20 protein-coding genes are annotated in these 22,993 nt (G+C 69.1%); 10 read left to right on the top strand and 10 right to left on the bottom strand.

Annotated features, from left to right (window positions below):
- Positions 1-47 precede the first annotated feature (47 nt).
- Positions 48-1,613 carry a helicase HerA-like domain-containing protein gene (locus MSPGM_RS22885; RefSeq protein ID WP_003603092.1) on the bottom strand — a complete coding sequence of 522 codons (1,566 nt, stop codon included), beginning with the start codon at positions 1,611-1,613 and terminating at the stop codon, positions 48-50.
- 154 nt (positions 1,614-1,767) lie between these two features.
- Here MSPGM_RS22885 and MSPGM_RS22890 point away from each other — a divergent pair, with 154 nt between their 5' ends.
- The 5 genes from MSPGM_RS22890 (at position 1,768) to MSPGM_RS22910 (ending at position 5,340) form a co-directional block, all read left to right on the top strand.
- Positions 1,768-2,154 (top strand): DUF2267 domain-containing protein, encoded by a 387-nt coding sequence (locus MSPGM_RS22890; RefSeq protein WP_003603094.1) that lies wholly within the window; start codon positions 1,768-1,770, stop codon positions 2,152-2,154.
- A 212-nt stretch (positions 2,155-2,366) separates the two neighbouring features.
- A complete protein-coding gene (locus tag MSPGM_RS22895; protein WP_261926418.1) occupies positions 2,367-3,365 on the top strand; it encodes a GNAT family N-acetyltransferase in 999 nt (332 codons plus the stop codon).
- A 76-nt stretch (positions 3,366-3,441) separates the two neighbouring features.
- Entirely contained in the window at positions 3,442-4,611 is a 1,170-nt protein-coding gene (locus tag MSPGM_RS22900; protein WP_261926017.1) for an MFS transporter, read from the top strand.
- Positions 4,612-4,712: 101 nt separating this feature from the next.
- A complete protein-coding gene (locus MSPGM_RS22905) occupies positions 4,713-4,841 on the top strand; it encodes a hypothetical protein (RefSeq protein WP_003603100.1) in 129 nt (42 codons plus the stop codon).
- Between the two features lie 250 nt (positions 4,842-5,091).
- Complete coding sequence (locus MSPGM_RS22910) at positions 5,092-5,340, top strand: hypothetical protein (RefSeq protein WP_003603102.1); 249 nt, start codon at positions 5,092-5,094, stop codon at positions 5,338-5,340.
- A 12-nt stretch (positions 5,341-5,352) separates the two neighbouring features.
- Here the strand turns inward: MSPGM_RS22910 and MSPGM_RS22915 are convergent, their stop codons facing one another.
- Positions 5,353-6,546: a patatin-like phospholipase family protein gene (locus MSPGM_RS22915; RefSeq protein ID WP_043707571.1), complete on the bottom strand. Its 1,194-nt coding sequence runs from the start codon at positions 6,544-6,546 to the stop codon at positions 5,353-5,355.
- 457 nt (positions 6,547-7,003) lie between these two features.
- Between MSPGM_RS22915 and MSPGM_RS22920 the strand changes: the two genes are divergently transcribed.
- From MSPGM_RS22920 to MSPGM_RS22940, 5 genes are all read left to right on the top strand, one after another.
- Complete coding sequence (locus tag MSPGM_RS22920) at positions 7,004-7,555, top strand: ComEA family DNA-binding protein (protein ID WP_015857534.1); 552 nt, start codon at positions 7,004-7,006, stop codon at positions 7,553-7,555.
- Positions 7,556-7,758: 203 nt separating this feature from the next.
- Entirely contained in the window at positions 7,759-7,974 is a 216-nt protein-coding gene (locus tag MSPGM_RS22925) for a hypothetical protein (protein ID WP_003606358.1), read from the top strand.
- Complete coding sequence (locus MSPGM_RS22930; protein ID WP_003606356.1) at positions 7,971-8,489, top strand: DUF3016 domain-containing protein; 519 nt, start codon at positions 7,971-7,973, stop codon at positions 8,487-8,489. The genes MSPGM_RS22925 and MSPGM_RS22930 overlap by 4 nt, the downstream gene beginning before the upstream one ends.
- A gap of 76 nt (positions 8,490-8,565) precedes the next feature.
- A complete protein-coding gene (locus MSPGM_RS22935) occupies positions 8,566-9,465 on the top strand; it encodes a diacylglycerol/lipid kinase family protein (RefSeq protein ID WP_003606355.1) in 900 nt (299 codons plus the stop codon).
- The gene (locus MSPGM_RS22940) at positions 9,462-10,346 is read left to right on the top strand and encodes a metallophosphoesterase family protein (protein ID WP_003606354.1); all 885 of its coding nucleotides are present in this window, start codon (positions 9,462-9,464) and stop codon (positions 10,344-10,346) included. Before MSPGM_RS22935 ends, MSPGM_RS22940 begins: the two co-directional genes overlap by 4 nt.
- Positions 10,347-10,372: 26 nt before the next feature.
- Here the strand turns inward: MSPGM_RS22940 and MSPGM_RS22945 are convergent, their stop codons facing one another.
- The 8 genes from MSPGM_RS22945 to ahcY form a co-directional block, all read right to left on the bottom strand.
- The gene (locus MSPGM_RS22945; protein WP_003606353.1) at positions 10,373-11,833 is read right to left on the bottom strand and encodes a sodium:solute symporter; all 1,461 of its coding nucleotides are present in this window, start codon (positions 11,831-11,833) and stop codon (positions 10,373-10,375) included.
- The gene (locus MSPGM_RS22950; protein ID WP_003606352.1) at positions 11,830-12,033 is read right to left on the bottom strand and encodes a DUF3311 domain-containing protein; all 204 of its coding nucleotides are present in this window, start codon (positions 12,031-12,033) and stop codon (positions 11,830-11,832) included. Before MSPGM_RS22950 ends, MSPGM_RS22945 begins: the two co-directional genes overlap by 4 nt.
- 163 nt (positions 12,034-12,196) lie before the next feature.
- Positions 12,197-14,284 (bottom strand): ATP-binding protein, encoded by a 2,088-nt coding sequence (locus tag MSPGM_RS22955; RefSeq protein ID WP_043766577.1) that lies wholly within the window; start codon positions 14,282-14,284, stop codon positions 12,197-12,199.
- Positions 14,285-14,487: 203 nt separating this feature from the next.
- Complete coding sequence (locus MSPGM_RS22960) at positions 14,488-14,937, bottom strand: tellurite resistance TerB family protein (RefSeq protein WP_261926018.1); 450 nt, start codon at positions 14,935-14,937, stop codon at positions 14,488-14,490.
- Positions 14,938-14,998: 61 nt separating this feature from the next.
- Positions 14,999-15,745, bottom strand: a complete 747-nt coding sequence (locus tag MSPGM_RS22965; protein WP_003606024.1) for a nucleotidyltransferase family protein — start codon at positions 15,743-15,745, stop codon at positions 14,999-15,001.
- Positions 15,746-15,778: 33 nt separating this feature from the next.
- Complete coding sequence (locus MSPGM_RS22970; RefSeq protein ID WP_003606023.1) at positions 15,779-17,407, bottom strand: bifunctional tRNA (adenosine(37)-N6)-threonylcarbamoyltransferase complex ATPase subunit type 1 TsaE/phosphotransferase; 1,629 nt, start codon at positions 17,405-17,407, stop codon at positions 15,779-15,781.
- A 258-nt stretch (positions 17,408-17,665) separates the two neighbouring features.
- Positions 17,666-20,209, bottom strand: a complete 2,544-nt coding sequence (locus MSPGM_RS22975) for a sensor histidine kinase (protein WP_015824520.1) — start codon at positions 20,207-20,209, stop codon at positions 17,666-17,668.
- Positions 20,210-20,698: 489 nt separating this feature from the next.
- Positions 20,699-22,105, bottom strand: coding sequence for an adenosylhomocysteinase (gene ahcY / locus MSPGM_RS22980; RefSeq protein ID WP_003606448.1), 1,407 nt, complete (start codon positions 22,103-22,105; stop codon positions 20,699-20,701).
- Positions 22,106-22,993: the final 888 nt, after the last annotated feature.

Here is a 22,993-nt window from a genome sequence, read left to right on the forward strand (position 1 = left end):
CGGATAGTCGGGAGCGGGGCTTCTGTCAAGGCAAGACGAAGACCGGCCTACCGCTTCGTCAGCCCGCCCAGCACATTCCGCAGGATCGCGTCGCCCACCTCCGTGCCGACCTTGCGCGCCATGGAGCGGGCGGCGTTGCCGATGACCTGCTCGGCCAGACTCGGCGGCGGGCGGCGGGTGCGGCCGGTTCCCTTGCCAGCCCCTTTGCCCTTCAATGCCGCTTCCTCGCCGCTGCCGAAGATCCCACCGAGCCAGCCGCCGAGCATGCCCGAGAGGCCGCCTTCGCTCTGGCCCGCGGCCTCCGCCGGGGCGGAATCGAGGTGCTTGCGCTGGGCCAGCATCTCGTAGGCGCTCTCGTTGTCGATCGCCTCGTCGTATTTTCCGCGCAGGGGACTCTGCCCGATGATCGCGGCGCGCTCGGCCGGCGTCAGCGGCCCCACCCGCCCCTGCGGCGGGGCGATCAGCGCCCGTTCCACGACCGAGGGCGTGCCCTTGGCTTCCAGAAAACTCACCAGCGCCTCGCCGACGGCGAGTTCGGTGATCGCCTTGCCGACATCGAAGCCGGGGTTCTGGCGGAAGGTCTCGGCGGCGGCGCGCACGGCGCGCTGGTCGCGCGGGGTGAAAGCGCGCAGCGCGTGCTGCACCCGGTTGCCGAGCTGGCCGAGCACCGTCTCCGGCACGTCGAGCGGGTTCTGCGTCACGAAGTAGACGCCGACGCCCTTCGAGCGAATCAGGCGCACCACCTGCTCCACCGCGTCGAGAAGGGCCTTCGGCGCGTCGTTGAACAGCAGGTGCGCCTCGTCGAAAAAGAACACGAGCTTGGGCTTGTCGAGGTCGCCGACCTCGGGAAGCTGCTCGAACAGCTCGGAGAGCATCCACAGCAGGAACGAGGCGTAGAGGCGCGGCCGCTGCATCAGCTTGTCGGCGGCCAGGATGTTGACGAAGCCTCGGCCCTCCCGGTCGGTCCGCATGAAGTCTTCGAGGTTCAGCGCCGGCTCGCCGAGGAATTGGTCGGCGCCCTGGTTCTCCAGCACGAGCAGCGCCCGCTGGATCGCGCCGATCGAGGCGCTCGAGACGTTGCCGTAGGTGGCCGACAGCTCCTTGGCGTTCTCCGACAGGAAGGTGAGGAGCGCGCGCAGATCCTTCAGGTCGATCAGCGGCCACTGGTTCTCGTCGGCGACGCGGAAGGCAATGTTGAGCACACCCTCTTGGATGTCGTTGAGTTCGAGCAGGCGGGCGAGCAGGAGCGGACCCATCTCGGTGACGGTGCAGCGGATCGGGTGGCCCTGCTCGCCGAACACGTCCCAGAACACCGTCGGGAAGCGGTCGGGCTCGTAAGAGATCCCGAGTTCTTCCGCCCGCTTGACGAAATGCGGCTTGGCCTCGCCCGCGGCCGCCAATCCGGAAAGATCGCCCTTGATGTCGGCGGCGAAGACCGGGACGCCCGCGTTGGAAAAGCCCTCCGCCAGCACCTGCAGCGTCACGGTCTTGCCGGTGCCGGTGGCGCCCGCCACGAGGCCGTGGCGGTTGGCCAGCCGCAGGCTCAGCACCTCGGGCTTCGGTCGCGGCCCCGTGCTCCGGCCGACCAGAATCGTCCCCTCGCCCGCTGTCATGCCGTCCTCGTCCGATCCGTCGCCGTTGTGCAGGTGTCGTGACGGACAGGGTATGGCGCCCCGCCCGCCCGATCCAGGGCCGGGACGTTGGCAACCCTTGATTTCGCCGTCGCCGCATCGGACAGACACGCATCTGCTAAGGAGGAAGCGTTTCATGGAAGAATTGATTGCCCGTGTGACCAACCGGACCGGGCTCGACGCGGGGACCGCCAAGACCGCGATCGGACACATCCTCGCCTTCCTGCAGAAGGAAGGGCCGGCCACCGAAGTGGGCCAGTTGATGGCCGCGCTTCCGGGCTCCGAGACGGCGATCGCCGAGGCCAATGCCGGCGAGGGCGGCGGCGGGCTGATGGGCATGCTCGGCGGCATGATGGGCGGCGGCGTGATGGCGCTTGGCCAGAAGCTGATCTCGGCCGGCGTGCCGATGAACCAGATGCAGCCGCTCGGCCAGGAACTCTTCGCCTACGGCCGCGAGAAGGCCGGTGAAGACGTCATGGGTCCGATCGTCGGCTCGATCCCGGGCCTGAACCAGTTCGTCTGAGACGGCAGGATCCTGCCCTAAACTCCTGTGATCGTTAGCCGGTTTTCATTCGCTGGCTACCATGGGCACTTCGCGCGAAGCCTGGCAAAGGCTTCGCGCAAGTCTCTGTCAAGGCACGAAGATCTCCGTCATAAAAGCGTGCGGCCTTCGTGATGTTGTCGCCGCGCAAGAGGACGCATCGCGCGGCCTCCCGCGACGGGATCGTGTCGATCATGCTGCCGAATTTTTCCCCGCGCGAGGCCACGGCCGCGTGGAAGGCCGGCTGGGAGACCAAGGTTCAGGCGCCCTTCGCCCGCTTCCGCCAGACCTTCGAGGGCGGCGACCTCGCCCTGCCCGGCGGTGCGCCGATCCTGCTGAAGAACCGGGCCAAGCGCCCGCTGCTCGAACCGGGGCTCGACGCCAGCCTCGGCCGGATCGGTGCGCTCGAAGTGCGGCTCGCCACCACCAAGTCCGAGATCCGCCGGGCGCAGCGCCTGCGCTACCGCGTGTTCTACGAGGAGATGTCGGCGGTGCCGACCGGCATGGCCGCGCTCAAGCGCCGCGATGTCGATGCCTACGACGCAATCTGCGACCACCTCCTCGTCATCGACCACGCGGCGACCGACGCCAAGCCCTTCCGCAAAGCCCGGCCGAAGGTGGTCGGCACCTACCGGCTGCTGCGCCAGGACCGGGCGGAGGCGCATCTCGGCTTCTACTCCTCGGGCGAGTACGACCTCGCGCCGCTGCTGGAGCGCCATCCGGGCAAGCGCTTCCTCGAACTCGGCCGCTCCTGCGTGCTGAAGCCCTACCGCACCAAGCGAACCGTCGAACTCCTGTGGCACGGCATCTGGGCCTATGTGCAGCACCACCGCATCGACGCGATGCTCGGCTGCGCCAGCCTGGAGGGCACCGATCCGGAGCGTCTCGCGCTGCCCTTGAGCTTCCTCCACCACCATGCCCGCGCCCCTGAGGCGTGGCGGGCCCGCGCCCTACCGGAGCGCTACGTCGCGATGGATCGGCTGGCGAAGGAGGCGGTCGATCCGAAGGCCGCGCTGATGGCGCTGCCGCCGCTGGTGAAGGGCTATCTCCGGGTCGGGGCGACCTTCGGCGACGGCGCGGTGGTGGACCGCCAGTTCGGCACCACCGACGTGCTCGTGGTGCTGCCGGTCTCAGGCATCGCCGCGCGCTACATCGGCCATTTCGGCGCGGGTGCGGATCGGCACGCCGCCTGACCGCGCCGGGTTGCGGGGCGGGGTGAAGCCGGTTCAGGCCGAGCGCCCCTCAACCCTCGCGCGTCGTTCGAAGGTCATGCTCGCCGTCTCCGCTCATCCCTCCGATCGTGACCGCCTCGGCGCGATGACGGCCGCGATCACCTGCGTGGCGGTGGTGGGCACGGGGCTCGGCCTGTCGATCCCGCTCTTGTCGCTGGAAATGGCGCGGATGGGCGCGTCGAGCGTCGTCATCGGCCTCAACACGGCGGTGGCGGGGTTCGCGGCGATTCTCACGGTGCCGTTCGTGCCGCGGCTCGCCGCGCGGGTCGGCGTGGTGCGCCTGCTGATCCTGGCGATCGTGCTCGGCGGGCTGTGCCTCTCGGCCTTCAAGCTCTTCCCGAACCTCATCCTGTGGTTTCCCCTCCGCTTCGTCTTCTCGACGACGATGGGCGTGCTGTTCGTCCTCTCCGAGTACTGGATCAACGATGCGGCGCCGCCCGAGCGGCGCGGGCTGGTCATGGGGATCTACGCGACGGTCCTGGCCATCGGCTTCGCCATCGGGCCGACCCTGCTGACGCTGCTCGGCACCGACGGATTCGCGCCGTATTTCGCCGGCTCGGCCCTGTTCTTCCTCGGCCTCACCCCGCTGGTGCTGGCCCGCAACCTCTCGCCCGATCTCGGGCACGACGAGGGGGCCGGCATCCTGGCCTACCTGCGCCTCGCGCCGCTCGCGGTGCTGGCCGCCGCCCTCTACGGCGCGGTGGAGGCGGGCGCCTTCGCCATCCTGCCGCTCTACGGCCTGCGCATCGGCCTCGACGCGACGATTTCCGCCGCCCTGGTCAGCGCGGTGGCGCTCGGCAACGTGCTGTTCCAGATCCCCGTCGGCCTCCTCGCCGACCGGGTGGACCGGCGCCTCGTCCTCCTCGGCGCGAGCCTCGCCGGGGCGCTCGGGGCGGCCCTGATCCCGGCGGCCTCCGCCTCGCTGCCGCTGCTCTCCGCGCTGCTCTTCGTCTGGGGCGGGATCGTCGGTACGCTCTACACGGTGGGGCTCGCCCATCTCGGAGCCACCTTGCGCGGGCCGGATCTGGCCGGCGCCAACGCCGCCTTCGTGATGCTCTACAATGCCGGGCTGATGCTCGGGCCCCCGCTCATCGGCGGCGGCATGGACCTCCAGCCGCCGCAGGGCTTCGCCGTCGCCCTCAGCCTGCTCTTCGCGCTCTACGCCGTGCCGGTGGTCCGGAGTCTCGTTCGCGGACGCGCGGGCTGACGATCGGTTGCGACGGGGTACGGAACGCCGCCGCCGCGGTGCTCGTTATCTCGTCGAAGCTGCACCGTTGCCCGTCCTCGCGACGTGAAGGAACCCGACCCATGAGCCTCATCGGACGCCTCGTCACCAAGCTCCTCGGCACCGACGACCGCGTCGTCGCCCGCGACGACCGCAACGCCGGATCGAGCTCCCCGATCGGCCGTCTCGTCACCAAGCTCCTGCGGAAGTAGGTCGCGCTACAGGGCGTGAGCCAAGGGCCGGCGGCTCGGAAGGGCCGCGCGGCCCTTTTTCATGCCGGTTTCTCGTCGGTTGCCGGGATCGCCGCACGGGATTGCAACCCTGGGGACCGGCCTGTGGGGTGGCCAATGTGGGGTGGGGCCTTTATGCCCCTGGCGCTTCCCGGTCTCGAATCCTCACAGGTAAAGGCTCGGGTTCCTGCCCCGGTTCACGTCACCGGGCCGCGCGACCCGATCTGCAATCATGTCCTCATTGTACGAAGGTGCCCCGGCCGCCCCATCCCCGGCGGTCGACGTCGAGGCGAGCCGCGGCTTGCCGACCTACATCGTCGGCCAGGATGGGCACGGCCATTGGGTCGCCCTGGAAAGCCAAGGCCTCGGCGGCGGCTATTTCCGCAGCCGCGAGGCGGCGTTCCAGTACGCGGTCGGCGAGACCGGACGCCGTGCGGGCGCGGTGCGCCTCAGCGCCGAGCCGCTGCGCATCGCCCTGTGACCCTAGCGGCGTTCAGCGCGCCGCCACCGCCTCCCGGACCACGTTCTTGACCAGCGGCGCCGCCGGCACGCTCGGCTGCCAGAACTGACCCGTGCGCCCGGCCTCGTAGCCGAACTGGTAGAGGCTGCGCATGTAGGCGGTGTCGAAGCCGCGCGCCGTCGTGGTCTGCGGCGCGCGCTCGTCGATATAGGTCAGGTTGAAGCCCATCCCGTTGCGACGGGCGAACACGTCGGTGGCCACCAGCGTCGCCCGCGAGCGGGCGCGACTGGCGGTGGTGAAGGACTTCTCGACGATCGACAGGGTGTTGTTCTTGGTCACCTCGAATTCCGGTTCGAGGCGGCCGTTGATGACCACGTAGATGTCGGCCTTGCCCGCGCTGCGGAAGCGCCCGTCGCGCACCAGGAAGGATTGCGGGAGGGTGAAGACCGGCGTCACCACCGAGCCGTCCACGTGCATTTCCTGGAAGGCGCGGCCCTCCGCCTGCACATCGAGAAGCTGAGGCGGGAACACCGCCGGGATGCTCGCCGAGGCGGTGAGCACATCGGTGAACAAGGACACCGCGTTGGGCGCGCCGCTCGCGGCGATGGCGCCCATGTTCCAGATCACGGCGCGCTGCGTGTCGAGATTCGTCGTCACCACGAGCAAGCGGCGGCCCTTGGCGTGCTCCTCCGCCACGGCATGCAGCAGCTCGGGCGTGACGTAGCGGGCGATGAGGTTGCGCAGCCGCCCGTCGCCGAACAGGCCGGAGCCGAATAGCACGTTGGCGATGCTCGGGCTCTGCACCAGCGAGTCGGCGATGCCGCTGGTGTAGATATCGGTGAGGTAGGGATCGTAGGCCGGTCCGAGGAAGGCGAAGGGCGCGATCAGGGCGCCGGTCGAGACGCCGGAGACGATGGTGAATTCCGGCCGCTTGCCCGAGGCGGTCCAGCCGTTGAGCACGCCCGCGCCGTAGGCACCGTCACCCCCGCCGCCCGAGAGCGCGAGATAGGTGAAGGCCTGACGCTTCTTCTGCGGGCCGGCGGCCATCGCCACGAAATCGGCGGCGCCGGCATCGGCATAGGCCCGCACACCGACCATCCCCGGCACGGTCGCGGCTTCCGCCTCGCTCTCCGTGTAGTTCGTCCGCGGCAAGGAAGAGCAGGCCGCTGCCTGCCCGGCAACCGCCGCGGCAAGGAGAAGGCGCGACCAGCGGAAACCTTTTGGCATCGACATGACCCGAACAAGCCCGATGGAACAGGGCAAGCTTACACGAAACGAGCTTGGCCGTATTGCGTTCCCGCACACACGTGTTGCGCTCAAACGCTGGCTGATGCCGTGTTGCCACAACGTGAGCGAGCGTAGTCGCGCAGGTTCGCCTCTCGAGGTCCCCTGTTGCACGGGTACGCTTGCGCCGGACTGTCGCGGCGGCCCGGCGCGGTCTGCCGCAGGGCGGCGTGCCTCAGAGCCGCATTTGGCCCCATTGCATCCGTTCGGCGTCTCTCGGTCTTTGCTTTGACGCGCTTTCTTTCGCCGAACCGGCGTCCATTGCGTCGGAAAGCGCTCTCATCTCTCGAATTTGTCATATGTTCGCGCCGTGCCAGCACGTTAGGATCCCACCAATGTCCGGAGCCGAGCACGAGACCCCAACCGCCTCCTGCGCCCGCGTTGCGGGCGGGCGGCGCCCATGCTGAGCGGGTCGGCGATCCTGAGGGTTCTCCTCCTGATCCTGGCGGCGGCGGGCTTGGCCTGGATCATCCAGTCGGTCTGGCTGCACGGCCCGGATTCGGAGGCCGCTGCGCCAGCGGCCGCGACGGTGACACCCGGCCGGCCGTCGGGCGCTGCATCCGCGCTGCCTCCGCCCGCACCAGTGCGCGTGGTGAGGCCGGCCGAGCCGTCACCGGAGCCGCCCCGACCGGTCGCCGAGGCGCCGCCTCAAGCCCTACCCACCTCGCCGCCGGCCGATCCCGCGCCGTCACCCGCCCCCGTCGCGCGGACGGCGCCGCCGGAATCCGATCCGGTGGCCGAGGCGGAGGAGAACGCCCCACCGGCCGCGGTCTCCTTGATCGACCTCAACACCGCCTCTCTCGCCGAGCTGAACGGCCTGAAGGGCGGCGGTGCCATCGGCCGGACGATCGTCCAGCACCGTCCCTACGCCTCCGTCGACCAGCTTCTCAGCAAACGCGTCCTCAACCGCGCCACCTACCAGCGCATCAAGGATCAGGTCTCGGTGCGGTGACCGGGTTGCCGTGAGGTCGCCGCCGAAGGGCGCATGCGGGTCGCAGAAAACCGTCGATCGAGAGACAACCAAGCGACAAGTGCGCTTTGAAGAAACCGGCGGATCGCTTTTCCGACCACCGGACCCTGCATCCAACCCTGGCACAGCGCGCGCCGAGGCCCTAAACAGGGCGGACGATCCCGAAAAAAGGCCGAGGCGGCTCCATGCAAACGACATCCGGCGCACCGATCCTCCGCCAGGATCTGGGCGTCGAGGAGACGGCGGAATCCGACAACATCGTCCGTTGGGATGGTGAGCGGCTCTACGTCGAGCAGGATATCTACCACAACGGCCAGCTCGTGCACCGCAAGTACCGGCGCACCATCACCGAGCCGGTTGCCCGCGCCCTGCAAACGATCCTCAAGCGCTCGCAGCAATGAGAGCGGCGGCGCTGGGCCTGCTCGCGGTGCTGGCCGCCGCGCTGTCTATGCCCTTCGCCGTCTCGCCCGCGGCGGCGCAGGTGCGGGTGACCTTCGTGGCACCCGAGCGCTACACCGATGCCCAGAACCGCTTCGGTTCGGGCCTGTCGCCGCGGGTCGTGCTGGCCGAGATGCGCCGCCTGTTCGAGACGCTCGGCAATCAAGTTCTGGCGCCGGGCCAGACCCTGGACATCGCGGTGCTCGACATCGACCTCGCCGGGCTCGATCAGCCGAGCTTCGGCGCGGCCCAGGGCGTGCGGGTGGTGACCGACATCACCCCGCCCCGTTTCCGCCTGCGCTACGCCCTGAAGGAGCGTGGCCGCACGGTGCTGGCGGCGGAGGAAGTCGTCAGCGACATCAACTTCCTGCTGCGCGCCAACCGCCTCTCGTCCGGGCAGACCTTCTTCTACGAGCGCGAGGTGCTGCGGGACTGGTTCCAGGCGCGCTTCGTCCAGCGCCGCCCGCCGCCGGGCTGATCCCGCTTTCGTCACACGCCCGACGCCCGAGCCTGTCATCCCCGCGCCGTCGGGATGCGGGGGAACGCCGGGAGACATGCGGATCGTCCTCGTCGCCAACGCCGCGTCGGGCGCTTTCGCCGATGGCCTGACGCCGGACGCGATTCGTGCGCGGCTGAGGACGGCGGGCCTCGACCTTCTCCCTGAGCCGGACGACAGCCTGCCCCTGCCCGAGCGCCTGCGGGCGGCCCTGCGCATGGAGGGCGTCACGGCCGTGGCGGTGGCGGGCGGGGACGGCACGCTCAACTGCGCGGCCGGAATGCTCGCGGGCAGCGGCGTGGCGCTCGGCATCCTGCCCCTCGGCACCATGAACCTGCTGGCCAAGGATCTCGGCATCCCGCTCGACCTCGAAGGGGCCATCGCGGTGCTCGCGGCGGGGCAGACCCGCGCCGTCGATGTCGGCCGCGTCAACGGACACGTCTTCCTCATCAACTCGGTGCTCGGCATGCCCGCCCGCATGGTCCGCCACCGCGAGGCCTTTCGCGGGCGACGTCTCGGCATCCCGGCGCTGCTACGGCTCTCGGCAGCGGTGCTGCGCCATCTCGGACCCTATCCGCGCCTCTCGGCGGTGCTCTCGGCCGGCGGGCGGCGGACGCGGTTGCGCGTGCGCCTGCTCGCGGTGGTCAACAACGATTACGCGGAGGGGCCGGGAAAGATTCTGGAACGGAGCCAGGTCGATGGCGGTGAGTTGACGCTTTACATCGCCCGCCGGCTTTCGCCGTGGCGCCTCGCCCGGCTGGCGCTCGGGTTCGGGCTCGGTCGCTGGCGCGATGAGCCGGGCCTGGAGCGCCGTGCCGCGGCCCGCTTCGTCGTCTCCGCCCGGAGGCGCGCGTTACGGGTGATGAATGATGGAGAGGTTCGCTTGATCGCCCCGCCCCTGCGCTACCGCCTGATGCCCCGTGCCCTCACCGTGATCGTGCCGGAGCCGCTCCGGTGAGACGGGTCGCCCACATTTCCGACCTGCATTTCGGACGCACCGATCCAGCGGTGGTCGAGGCGCTCGTGGCTGAGCTGAACCGCGATCCGCCGGACCTGATCGTGGCATCCGGCGACTTCACGATGCGGGCGCGGCGCAAGGAATACGTCGCGGCGCGCGCCTTCCTCGACCGGCTGACCGCGCCCTGGATCGCGGTTCCGGGCAACCACGACATCGCCTATTTCAAGCTCCTGACCCGCTTCTTCCATCCGTTCGGTCGCTACCGCCGCTTCATCGCGAAGGACACCGAACCGACCTTTCTCGACGACGAGATCGCGGTGGTCTGCCTCAACACGGTGCGGACCTGGGCGCCGGAAACGGATTGGTCGCAAGGGAAGATCACCCGGGCGCAGATCGCCCGCACCGAGGAGCGGCTGGCGGCGCTGCCGGATCACGTCTTCCGGATCGTGGTCGGCCACCATCCGTTCATGCCGCCGCCCTGGGATGCGGAGGCCCGCCTCGTGGGGCGCGCCGACGAGGCGCTCGACGCCTTCCGCCGCCACAATGTCGGGCTGACGCTCGCCGGCCATCTCCACCGCCACTATTCCCGCTTCGCCGAGGCGCCGGAGACCGGCACCGAACCCGACTTGGTGAGCGTGGATCGGGGCATGGCGCGGGCGGGCGGTGCGCGGCTGCTCGCCGTGCAGGCGGGCTCGGCCACCTCGACGCGGCTGCGCGGCAACGAGCCCAACGCCTACAACCGCATCGTCATCGAGGACGGGCGGGCCACCGTCACCGTGCGGGTCTGGACCGGGTCGGCCTTCGAGGATGTGCGGGAGGACGGATCCGTGCCCGCTCCGACGGAGGCGCAGGCGGGCGAGGCGGAGCCGGCCGGGCGCTGACCGCCCGGCCTCCCCCCTTCCGGGGCTCAGGACAAAGCCGTCTGCCGCGTGCGCTTGCCCGCCAGGCTGACGGCGAAGGCCACGGCGAGGTTGAGGGCGAGTGCCACCACGCCGATGTTGAGATCCTGCACCGGCCCCGGCAGGCCGGGGAAGAGCTTGGCTAGCGTGTAGCCGCCGAGCACGGTCACCGCCACCGCGGCCACCCCCGCCAGGATGCCGGCCATCGCCCCCGCCCGCGTGAGCGGGTTGTGGGTCCACAGGCTGAAGAAGAAGGCCGGGAAGAGCTGCGTGACGACCGCGTAGCCGATCAGCAGGAGCTGCACGATGGTCTCACCGCCGTAGAGGGTGAAGCCGACGCAGGCGATCGCCAGCAGCGGCGCGATCCCCTTGGCGAGCTTACCCGTGGTGGCGTCGGTCGCGTTGCGCGCCAGCGGCCGGTAGAGGTTCTGCGCGATGAGCGTCGAACCCGCGATCAGGATCATCGAGCCCGGCACCAGGGCGGTCAGCACGCCGGTGGCGCCGATGACGCCGACGAACCACGGCGGGAAGGTCTCGAGCGCGATCCTGAACAGCGAGAGATCGACGTCCGGCCCGGTCAGCCCCGGCACCTGCAGCACGGCCGCGAACCCGGCGAAGAACACGAACAGCAGCATGAGCTGGTAGAGCGGCAGGAACACCGCGTTGCGCCGAAACGTGCGTGCATCGCTCGCGGTGTAAATCGAGGCGAAGATGTGCGGGAACATCCAGCCGCCGAGCGCCGTGAGCAGCGTGGTCGAGGCGAACCACGTCGCGCTCTGGCCCCGGTCCGGCAGCGCGAGGAAGCCGGGCTTGGCCGTATCGATGGCCTCGAACATCGGGCCGATGCCGCCGTAGTAGTGATACGGCAGATAGATCCCCAAAAAGATCACCACGAACAGGATCATGAAATCCTTGAGCACGGCGGTCCAGGCCGAGCCGCGCACGCCGGAGACCATCACGTAGACGGTCAGCACCGCCGCGCCGATCCAGATCGCCAGCGTCTGCGAGATCGCACCGTAGGAGGCAGTGGCGACGATGATGCCGAGCCCCTTGAGCTGAAGCACCATGTAGGGGACGAGCGCCACGATCCCGACCAGCGCGACCAGGATGCCGAGGCTGCGGCTGTCGTAGCGCGCCGCGAAATAATCGGGCTGCGAGAACAGGTTGCGCTCCTTGGCGAAGCGCCAGGCCGGCGGCAGGATCCAGTAGGAGATGACGTAGATCAGCGTCAGGTAGCAGAGGATGTAGTAGGTCGGCCCGCCCTTGCCGTAGGCCCAGCCCGAGCCGCCGAGGAAGGTGAAGGTGGTGTAGATCTCGCCTGCCATCAGCAGGAAGACGAGCAGCGTGCCGAAGCCGCGCTTGCCCACGCTCCACTGCTCCATGTCCATGTCGTGGCCCGACCGCGCCCGCAGGCCCAGGCCGAGCGCCACCACGACGGCGAGCGCGATGATCGCAAGGGCGGCGTTCATGGCCCCTCCTCCGGTTCCCGGTTGGCGGGATCGGTGAGGTAGATCAGCCCCATGATCGCCGAAGTTGCCACGGTGCAGCCGACGAGCCACGCCAGCAGCAGCGGCATGCCGAGCACCATGGGCTCGACCCGGTTGAGGAAGAACGGCCCGGCCAGCATCCCCAGGGCGGGCAAGGCCGCAAGCCATCGAAGCTGCTTCATCGCCGGGCCCTCCCCGGTGATGGCTTGCGGAAATGTCGTCTCGCTCGGGTCATGCGCTCCCCATCCTTGGCCTCGGGAGCATGAGGCAGAATTCGCACCAGCGCGAGAGCTGCCGCGAGGGTCGGCGCCGACTTTCCCCCTTAAGCGGCCCGCAGACCGCCGCTCAAGCGGCCTCCTCCTGGCGGCGGTCCAGCAGAGCCGGCAGGGCGCGCAGGTTTAGCGGCTTGGGCAGGAAGCCGTCGAAGCCGGCCGCGGAGGCCGCGTCGACATCCTCGCGGCCGGTATTGGCGGTGAGCGCCACGAGGTGGAGCGGGGTCGCGCCGGTCTCGGCCTCGCGGGCGCGGATGCGGCGGGCGGTCTCCAGGCCGTCGAGGCCGGGCATGCGGATGTCGATCAGCGCAAGGTCGAACGGCCCCTGCCCTTCCGCCGCCGCCAGAGCCTCGAGCCCGTCGCGGGCGTGGATCACCTGTGCGCCGAGTCGCTCCAGCGCCTTGGTGGCGAGCAGCGCGTTGATCGGGTTGTCCTCCGCCAGCAGCACCCGGCGGCCCGGCGCGGCGGTCTTGGTGGGTGCGGTCTTGCCCGATGCAGTCTTGCCCGATGCAGTCTTGGCCGGACCGGGCTGGGCCGTCGCGTCGGCCGGGCTGCGGGCCGGGGCGGGCCGCGGCTCCAGCAGGCGGTCGAACAGCGAGCGGGCGCGCACCGGCTTGATCAGGTAGCTGTCGAAGCCCGCCGCGTTCGGGGCTCCGAATTCCCGCCGGTCGAAGGGCGAGAGCAGGATCAGGCTGCAGCGCACGCCGCAGCGGGCGGCCTCGGCCGCGAGCCGCCGCACGGCGGCGTCGCCGAGGCTGCGGTCGGCGATGAGCGCATCGAAGGCCACGCCCGACAGCGCATCGAGGGCGGCCTCCGCGCTGTTCACGACCACCGCCGCCGCCCCGGAGCGGCTGAGCCGCCGGGCCAGGAACGGCGCCTGATACGGCGAGGCCGCCACGATCAGCACCTTTCGCGGCGCGAGGCTCGGTGTCTCGGGGCTCATCGCACCCTCCGCCGCCGGCAGCGGCAGCATGACCCGGAAGGTCGAGCCGCGCCCCACCGTCGAGCGTGCCTCGATCGTGCCGTTCATGCGCTCCACGAGGCGGCGGGTGATGGCCAGACCGAGGCCGGTGCCCTCGTGGCTCGCGCTGTCGTCGCCCTGCTCGAACTCCTCGAACAGGATCGGGATGCGCTCCTCCGGAATGCCCGGCCCGGTATCCTCGACCGTGAGGACGAGCCCTTCCCCCTGCCCCTCCCCCGACCGTGCGAGGCTGACGCCGACACCGCCGGTCTGCGTGAACTTGATGGCGTTGCCGGCCAGATTCACGAGGATCTGCCGCACCCGGTCGGCATCGCCCACGCGCAGGGCGGCGAGGTCGTCGGCGATGTCGAGGGCGATTTCCAAGCCCTTGTCCTGCGCACGTGGCGCCAGCAGCTCGACCACGCCCTCGACCAGGGCGGCGACGTCGAAGGGCTCGGCGGCCAGATCGAGGCGGCCGGCCTCGATCCGGGAGAAGTCGAGGATGCCGTCGACAAGGCCGAGCAGCGCCTTGCCGCTGGTGCGGAACGCCTCGACATAAGTGCGCTGTTCGGGGTCGAGCCGGGTGTCGAGCAGCAGGTCGGCCATGCCGAGAATGCCGTTCAACGGCGTGCGCAGCTCGTGGCTGACGGTGGCGAGGAAGCGGGATTTGGCGACGTTGGCGGCCTCCGCCCGGCTCTTCGCCTCGTCGAGGACACGCGCTGCCTCGACACGTGCCGTGACGTCCTGGCCGGCCCGCAGCCAGTTCGGACCATCAACGCTGCCGGAGACTGGCATCTCGATGAAGGAGAACCAGCGCGGCAGGCCGTCCACCGGCACCAGACGCTCCTCGACCACCCGCACGCCATCGGCGCGCTGCTCGCTCGCGCCGCGCTCGATCACCTGCGGGCTCAGCGTCGAGCCGATCAGCTCCAGCGGCTTCATACCGAGCAGCGCGGCAAACCCCGCGCTGGCGAAGGTGATCCGCCCCTGCCCGTCCCGTTGAACCACGGCCTCGGTCGTGGCCTCGACCAGCACCCGGTATCGCTCCTCGCTCTCGGCGATCTGCCAGAGCCGGTCCTGGAGCGCCTCCGTCATGTCGGATTCCGGCACGACGGGCTCGCGGCGGCGGAGCGACACCAGGATCAGCGCCAGCATCGCGGCCGCGATGCTCAGGCCCATCACGCTCACCGCAAGGGTCATCGGTTCCACGTCGGTCCCCCAAAGTCCGGCCGAGGCCGGAAGCCGGCTCGTCAGGGGAGCGACAGTGCCAGCCGCGCGTGAAGCGGCGCTTGAGAAAGAAGCTTAAGGGGGGATGAGCGGGACCGGTGATTTTTCGGCGATCCAGTGCCGCAGGGATTCCCCCTCACCCCGCGTACGGGGAGAGGGGATGGTCGGACCCCGGCTCACACCTCCGGAAACCGCTTCAGCAGCGCGTCGCCGTTGAGCCGGAGGGCGGCGCCGACCTCGGCCAGGGCCGCGTGCTCCTCGCGGCCGATACCCTCGTGGTCGGCCACATCGGCGGCGATGAGGAAGACGTTTCGGCGCTGCTCCTCCGGCCGCTCGGCGATCGCGCCGATCCGCACGAGGTTCTCCGCGCGGCCGGCACGGGTGCGGGCGCGGCCGAGCCCCTCGTAGAGCGCGTGTTCCAGCATCAGGCTGTCGTAGCCCTTCTCGATGATCGGGTTCGCCCGGATGCCGGCGAGCGCCGTCTCGAATTCCTCGGTCATCAGCTCGCCGTCGGCGACCGCGACGTTGGCGCAGGCCGAGACCGCCGCCTGCATCAGCGTCTCGTCGCCGGCATAGGCCTTGAGGGTGGTGCGGAAGCGCTCGACCGCGTCGTGAAGAAGGCCCATGGCGTGAACGAAACCCTGCCCGATAAACCCTGTCTCAGAGCCCCGACAACGGGGATGCCGGTCAAACGATCCGCGCGCTGTCCCGCACCCGCGCCTCGGCGGCCTCGATCGCCTCCGGCGTGCCGACATGCAGCCATTGCCCATCGAGGCGCAGGCCCTGGAGCCGGTTGCGTTTGATCGCCCGGTCGAACAGCAGGGTCAGGGAGAACGACCCCTCCGGCGTGTCGGCGAACAGCTCCGGCTTCAGGATCGCCACGCCGGCATAAATGAAGGGCGCGACCTCGCGCTCGCCGCGCCAGCTCAGCCGGCCGTCGGAGTCCATGTAGAAGTCGCCCGCCCCGTCGTAACCGAGGCTCGTCGCGGTCGGGGCGACGAGGAGCAGGATGTCCGTCGTGTCGGGATCCCAGGCTTCGATCAGCCGGCCGAGATTGGGCCGCGGCCCCTCCAGCCAGAACGAATCCGAGTTGAACACCACGAAGGGCTCACCGTTGAAGTGGTCGAGCGCCTTCTTCACACCGCCGCCGGTCTCCAACAGCGCGTCCCGCTCGTCGGAGACGACGATCGCCGGCGCGCCGGTGCGGTGGGAGAGATGGCCCTCCATCAGGTCGGCGAGCCAGTGGACGTTGACCACCGCGGTCTCGATGCCGCCCGCCGCCGCCCGGTCCAGGGCGTGGTCGATCAACGCCTTGCCGGCGACCTCGACGAGGGGCTTCGGCACCGTCGCGGTGATCGGGCGCATGCGCTTGCCCAGGCCCGCCGCGAGCACAAAGGCGCGGGTGACGTTTTTGGGGGTGGGTTCAGCGCTCATGCCGCCTCGGCCGGTCCGGTTGAAAAGAAGCGTTCAGGACGCGGCGGGATCGGCGTCCGGCCGCGGGGTGACGAGGCTCGGCAGGTGAGTCTCGTGCCACGCCCGCACCGCGGCCAGCGCCGGATGGGCGAGGTTGCGCGCGAGATAGCCCTCGATCCGCGGCAGATGGGCGAGGTAGCCCGGCTTGCCGTCGCGCTTGTCGAGCCGGGCGAAGATGCCGAGGATCTTGGTGGCGCGCTGGGCCGCCAGCACCGCGTAGGCGCGGGCGAAGGCCTGCATGTCGAAGCCGATATCCCGACCGCGGCGCTCCCGGATGTAGAGGCCGAGCAGGCGCAGCTCGAAATCGGCGCTGGCATCGACCCGCGCGTCCTGGAGCAGCGAGGCGACGTCGTAGGCCGGATGCCCCATCACCGCGTCCTGGAAGTCGATGACTCCGACCCGCTCCAGCCCGGTCCGCTCGGGGAGCCAGATCAGGTTGGGCGAGTGGTAGTCGCGCAGGGTCCAGGTGGCGGGCTCGGCGATTAGGTCTTTCAGCGCATCGGTCCACAGCTCGCGGAAGGTGCTGCGCGCCTCCGGTGACAGGGTCGTGCCGCGGATTGCGGCGGCGTACCACTCGGGCAGCAGCTCCGCCTCGAACAGCAGGGCTTCGAGGTCGTAGGGCGGGATGACGTGGTCGATCCCCTCGCTCACCGGCACGGCGCTGGGCAGATCCGTGGCGTGGAGCTTGGCCAGCAGCCGGACGGCTTCCGCGTAGCGCTCGGGGCGCGGCGTGCCGTTCTCGGTCACCGGCTCGGCGCCGAGATCTTCCAGGATCAGCAGGCCGGCATCGAGGTTCTCGCCCAGGATCTTCGGCGCGGAGAAGCCGATCGCGCGCAGCGCCCGGTCCATGCCGACGAATGCGTGGACGCTCTCGGCGAGCTTGACCACGGCGCTGTAGGGCTTCCCGTCCTTCACCGGCGGCCCGTCTGGGCGGGGCGGCGAGATCATCAGCACAGCGGTCTCGCCACTCGGCTTCACCAGCCGCTCGTAGGCGCGCGACGAGGCATCGCCCTGCATCAGCACCCGGTCGGCCTCGTCCCATCCGCTGCGGGCGAGCAGGGCCCGGACGGCGCGGGCGCGTGCCACCCGCTCGCGCATCTCGGGCGTACCGTCGATCCGCACGAGGCGGGCCTCCTCGCCGAACTCGGCCCGCAGTGACAGCTCGACGGTGAGCGTCGGGTTGTCGCGCGCGCCCAGGCGCTCGGGCCACTCGACCAGGGTGATCGCGGTCTCGGAGAGTTCGTCGAAGCCGAGTTCCACCAGCTCGTCCGGGCCGCGCAGGCGGTAGAGGTCAGCGTGGATCACCGCGCCGCCGGAGCGGGTCTCGTAGGGCTGGATCAGGGTGAAGGTCGGGCTCGGCACTTCGAGCCGCGGGTCGCCGGCCAACTCGCGGATCATCGCGCGGGCGAGCGTGGTCTTGCCCGCGCCGAGCCCGCCGGACAGGGCCACGAGGTCGCCGGGCCGGAGGATGCCGGCGAGGAAGGCGGCCATGTCCTCGGTTGCGCCCTCCTCGGGCAGCAGCACCTCCCAGGCCGCGCGACGCGGCGCCGCTGGTGTTTGGACCTCGCCCTGCGACGGGCCGGGCTGCGGGCTTCCCGCCATGCCGTCCGGATCCTCGCTCACCGCCCCAATCCTCCGCAACACCGCGAACGGCCACCCCGATCAGGGTGAAGCCTCCGCCCTTCTAGAGCCGTATCCGACCCGATTGCATCCGGCCGGCGTCTCTAGCCCCTTGTTTCGACGCGCCTTCTTTCGACGAACTGGTGGTCACGTCGTCGGAAGGCGCTCTAGCAGGAGATGTTTAACCATTTTTGGCGGCTCCGGTGAGCCCTGCCCCCTCGGCGGCGGCCAACCTGATCCCGATCCCGTGAGCGCCCGGTCCTACTCGGCGGCCTCGGCGAGCCCGCCATTGCCCGGCGGCGGCTCAACCGGGAACAGGCAGGTGACGCGGGTGCCCGTGCCGGGTGCCGAGTGGATCTCGACCCTTCCGCCGTGCAGCTCGACGAAGGAGCGCACGATCGAGAGGCCGAGGCCGACACCGCGATGCTTGGTGCCCAGCGTGTTGCTCTCGAACCGGTCGAACACCCGGTCGATGACCTCGGGCGCGATGCCGCGGCCGCGATCGGTCACCGTCAGCCGCAGCTCCCGCCCCTCGCGCCGCGCCTCGACGCGGACCTGCTGGCCGGGCGCGGAGAAGCCGACCGCGTTGGAGAGCAGGTTGAACAGGATCTGACGCACCCGCTTGCCGTCGGCGAACACGCTGCCGACACCCTCCGGCACGTCGAGGTCGAGGCCGATATCGGATTCCGCCAGCCGGTCCTCGATGCCGCGGACGGCGGCTTCCACGGTGGCGCGCACGTCGATCGTTTCGCGCTGAAGTTCGAGCGAGCCGGCATCGATCGAGGCGAGGTCGAGGATGTCGTTGATGATGACGAGCAGCGCGGCCGACGAGCGCATGATGTGCTCGGAATATTCGCGCTGGCGCTCGTTCAGGGCGCCGACCGTCTCGTCGCCGAGAAGCTGGGTGAAGCCGATGATGTTGGTCAGCGGCGAGCGCAGCTCGTAGGAGACGTGGTGGACGAAGGTGTCGCGCAGTTGCGAGGCGCGCTCCAGCGCGTCGTTCTTCTCGGTCAGCGCCCGCTCCACATTGGCGCTCGCGGTGACGTCGATGAAGGTCAGCAGCGTCGCGCCGAGCGGCAGCGGCTGCGAGGAGCAATCGAGCACCGTGCCGTCGTTGATGTCGAGGCGGCAGCCATGGCCGCTGCGGGTCTCGGACAGGCCGGTGACCGACTGGCGGATGCCGGCCCAGGGGCTCTGGTCCGGCGTCAGCGCCCGGCAGGCGGCGATCACCGCATCGACATGCGGTTTGCCCGCCAGCGTGGCCGGGTCGAGGCGCCAGGTCGCGGCGAAGGCGCGGTTGGCCACCGTGAGGCGCCCGTCGGCGCCGAACACCGCCACCGGCTCCTTGAGGGCTTCCAGGGTCTCGGCCTGCTCCTTCATCAGCGCGTCGTAGCGCGAGGCGAGCTTCATGCTCTCCGAGACGTCGTGGTAGAGATAGGTCAGGCCGCCCTGCGGGTTGGGGTCGGCGACGACGCGCAGCGTCCGCCCGTCGGGCAGGTACCAGGGCGTGTCGGTGGGCTCGACCGCGCGGTAGGCGGCCAGGACATCGGTCTTCCACGAACGGAAATCGGCCTGCTCGGGCAGTTTGCGCGCGGCGCGCAGGCGGTCGAGGATTTCGCCGTCGAGCGGGCGGCCTTCGAGGAAGGCCGGGTCGAGATCCCACAGGCGCTGGTAAGCGGCGTTGTGGAAGATCAGGCGCTGGCGCGCGTCGAACATCGCTACCGCGGTCGGCAATTGGTCGAGGGTGCGGACGTTGGCGTCCATCTGGCGCTGCAGGTCGGCCCGCACACTCTCCAGCTCCGAGACATCGACGGCGATGCCGACCCGGCCGGCTTCCAGCGTGCTCTCGCTGACATCGAGGGTCCGGCGCGCACCCGCCACCACCGCCGAGAGGCGCAGGGCCTGGGCGGGGAGACCCGGCCGGCGCGCCTGCCGGACGATCTGCTCGCGGGCGCTCCGGTCGAGCAGTTCGAGGCCGTGGCTGAGGGCGGCCTCGCGGCTCGGGGCCTCCACGGCGGCGGCGTAGGCCGCGTTGACGAAGGCGAGCGCCCCGTCCGGGCTCCGGTGCCAGATCGGCTGCGGCAGCGCATCGAGCAGGCCCGCCAGCGCGGACAGGCCGCGTTTGGCCTCCTCCAGGGTGTGGCGCAGCTCGATCAGCTCGCGGCGCTCGTCGGTGGTCTCGCGCAGGCGCAGCAGCGCCCGCCCGCCGACCGCCTGACCCTGCGCTTCGATGTAGCGCCCGGCGAGGCTGCGCAGGTTCATCCGGAAGCCTGTGCCGCGCTCGCGCAGCGTCGCGACGGCGGAGTCGAGCAGTTGCGCGTCCTGCGGCGCGAGCCACGTGCCGAAAGCGAGCAGATGCCGGGAGCCGCCCTGAAGCCCGCGCGAATCCTGGCCGCGAAGATCCTGATTTCGAAGATCTTGGTTTCGAAGATCCTGGGCAAAGCCCGCATCGCCGACGATCGACGGCTCGCCGCGCCCAGCCCAGGCGACGAGAACCTGACGCTCGGAATGGAGCAGCATCTCGGCGCGGTCGTGCGCGCCGCGAAGATGGGCGAGTTCGTCTTGAAGCGCGCGCTCCTTGCGCGTCCAGCCGACGCGCTCGCGCAGGTAGACCAGCGACAGGATGGTCGCGAACAGGATCAGGCCGAGGACGACGGCGAGGCCGGCAACGTTGTGCGTCTGCATCGCTCCCAGCATCGGCCTCGCTTCGATGGACGGAGCGCCCTCGGCGAGTGCCGCGACCGGTGCCGCGACGACGAGGACGCCAACGCGCGACAGGGCGCGCGCCGCCCGTTCCAGACCCATGTCCCGCCCCCACCCCAAACCCGGCACACTCCGCAGGCCGTCGGGCCCACGCCTGGAAAGCTCCCGGACCGCACCGGGCAAACACCCGCTGCCGCGACCGGCTTGCCGCCGCCGCGCGGGCACCTGCTTCCGAAGATTCGCGCCACTGTAACGCGGGGTCGATTCCGCCTGGAAGCGCCATTATGGCCCGGAACCCGTCGGCCCTGCATTCCGGCGCCACACAGCACCCAAAAGCCACACCACCGAAATCGGGACTTGACGAATTTCGAAGACTTTCAAGGCGCCGGGCCACGGCCGGAATCTGACTTCGCGCGGCGCCGGCGACCGCCAAAACAGGTTCGCGGCGACGCCTGTCGCCCGCCGCCCCAGCGGCCGATGTCGCGCAAACGCAAAGAAGCCCGGCCATGGGCCGGGCTTCCTCGCGAATCTTGAGCTCAGCGGCACCGGGCCTCCGACTTCCTGCGCGGAAGCCGGAGGCCCGACGACCGATTAGTAGCGGTAATGCTCGGGCTTGAACGGGCCGGTCTGCGACACGCCGATATAGGCGGCCTGATCGGGGCGGAGCTTGGAGAGCTTCACGCCGATCTTCTCGAGGTGGAGCGCCGCGACCTTCTCATCGAGGGCCTTGGGCAGGGTGTAGACCTGACGCTCGTACTTGCCGGGGTTCGTCCAGAGCTCGATCTGGGCGAGCGTCTGGTTGGTGAAGGAGGCCGACATCACGAAGGACGGGTGGCCCGTCGCGTTGCCGAGGTTCACCAGGCGGCCCTCCGAGAGGAGGATGATGCGGTGGCCGTCGGCGAACTCGATCTCGTCGACCTGCGGCTTGATGTTCTGCCACTTGAGGTTCTTCAGGCCGGCGACCTGAATCTCGTTGTCGAAGTGGCCGATGTTGCAGACGATCGCGCGGTCCTTCATGGCCCGCATGTGCTCGATCGTGATGATGTCCTTGTTGCCCGTGGCGGTCACGAAGATGTCGGCGCGGGGTGCCGCGTCTTCCATCGTGACGACCTCGTAGCCTTCCATCGCCGCCTGCAGGGCGCAGATCGGATCAATCTCGGAGACGAGCACGCGGCAGCCGGCGTTGCGCAGCGAAGCGGCCGAGCCCTTGCCCACGTCGCCGAAGCCCGCGACCATCGCGACCTTGCCGGCCATCATGACGTCGGTGCCGCGGCGGATGCCGTCGACCAGCGACTCCTTGCAGCCGTAGAGGTTGTCGAACTTCGACTTGGTGACCGAGTCGTTCACGTTGATCGCCGGGAAGAGCAGCTTGCCCTCCTTGGCGAGGTTGTAGAGGCGGTGCACACCCGTGGTGGTCTCCTCGGAGACGCCCTTGATCGAGTCGGCCAGACCGGCGAACCAGCCCTTCGGCTTCTCGGCGAGCTTCTTCTTCAGGAGCGCGAAGAAGACCTCCTCCTCCTCGGATTCCGGCTTGTCGAGGAAGGCGGTGTCGCCGTTCTCGGCGCGCAGGCCGAGGTGGACGAACATGGTGGCGTCGCCGCCGTCGTCGAGGATCATGTTCGGCATGCCGCCGTCATGCCAATCGAACAGCTTCGAGGTGTAGTCCCAGTACTCGGTCAGGGTCTCGCCCTTCACGGCGAAGACCGGAATGCCGGCGGCGGCGATCGCGGCGGCGGCGTGGTCCTGGGTCGAGTAGATGTTGCACGACACCCAGCGGATGTCGGCGCCGAGCGCCTTCAGGGTCTCGATCAGCACCGCCGTCTGGATCGTCATGTGCAGCGAGCCGGCGATCTTGGCGCCCTTGAGCGGCTGCGACGCGCCGTACTCGGCGCGGGTCGACATCAGGCCGGGCATCTCGGTCTCGGCGATCGAAATTTCCTTGCGGCCGTAATCGGCCAGCCCGATGTCCTTGACGATGTAATCGTTGGCAACTGCCATCTCGGTATCCCTTTTCAGTCGTGGCCGGCGCGAAACGGCCAATCGTTCCGGCGCATCGGCCGGTTCACCCGGCCGGGTCGGCCATCCCTGTAGCAGGGCTCTCGCTAGGGAGCAATCAAGACATAAAGATGTCTTTATGCGTTTAATTCCAGGGTGGAGCGCAGGTGCCAGCGCGGCCGCTGCGGCGCTCGCGCTGAAACCGGTCGCGTCGAGCTGGACCGGGCATGAGCGTCTGTCGCCAGCCGCAGCTTCCTCGCTGGGGCAGGGTTGATTCCGGCAGGGAAAATGCCCGCGCGCTCGCGATATTTAGTGTGCTGCCAGATTGCCTGAGTGCCTCCACTCGAGCCGTGGCAGACCGAAAGAGCCGTTCAAAGACAATTAGATGTCGATCAGTTGCGCTCTCGCGATATGATTTTGCTGGATTGTCTGCATATTTGATTCGTAAAAAAAGCAATTTTGTCGCACTTTTAGTTTCATATCGAGGATTTGCCTTTTAATTTCTCAATAAATCATCTATACTAATACATATTTTTATAATATACGAAACTAAAAGAATGGTCATTGTGATAATGGCGAATTTGTCAAAAGCGTCGATCTCAAGAGCGATTACGCGGCGAACTGTGTCAAATACGGGTAATGCTACGATTAGCAAAATTACAGAAGTTCGTGGGTCATTGTATTTTTTCATTACATTACGAAATTTGCTGATTTTGGACGGCGAAGTGCCTTCTGTGGCGCCAATTTTATCGGCTTGTTCTTTCGACCTGATGCTAAAAAGAATTAAAAGAAGTGCTATGCTTGATGCAATTAAGTATGCGTCCGGGATAAATCTACTTAATATAAATAAAAATATAGCAATAAGAGCGCTCAAATCCGCGGTAAAACTGA

It is taken from the genome of Methylorubrum sp. GM97 (genome assembly GCF_024347855.1).
Lineage (GTDB): Bacteria > Pseudomonadota > Alphaproteobacteria > Rhizobiales > Beijerinckiaceae > Methylobacterium > Methylobacterium extorquens.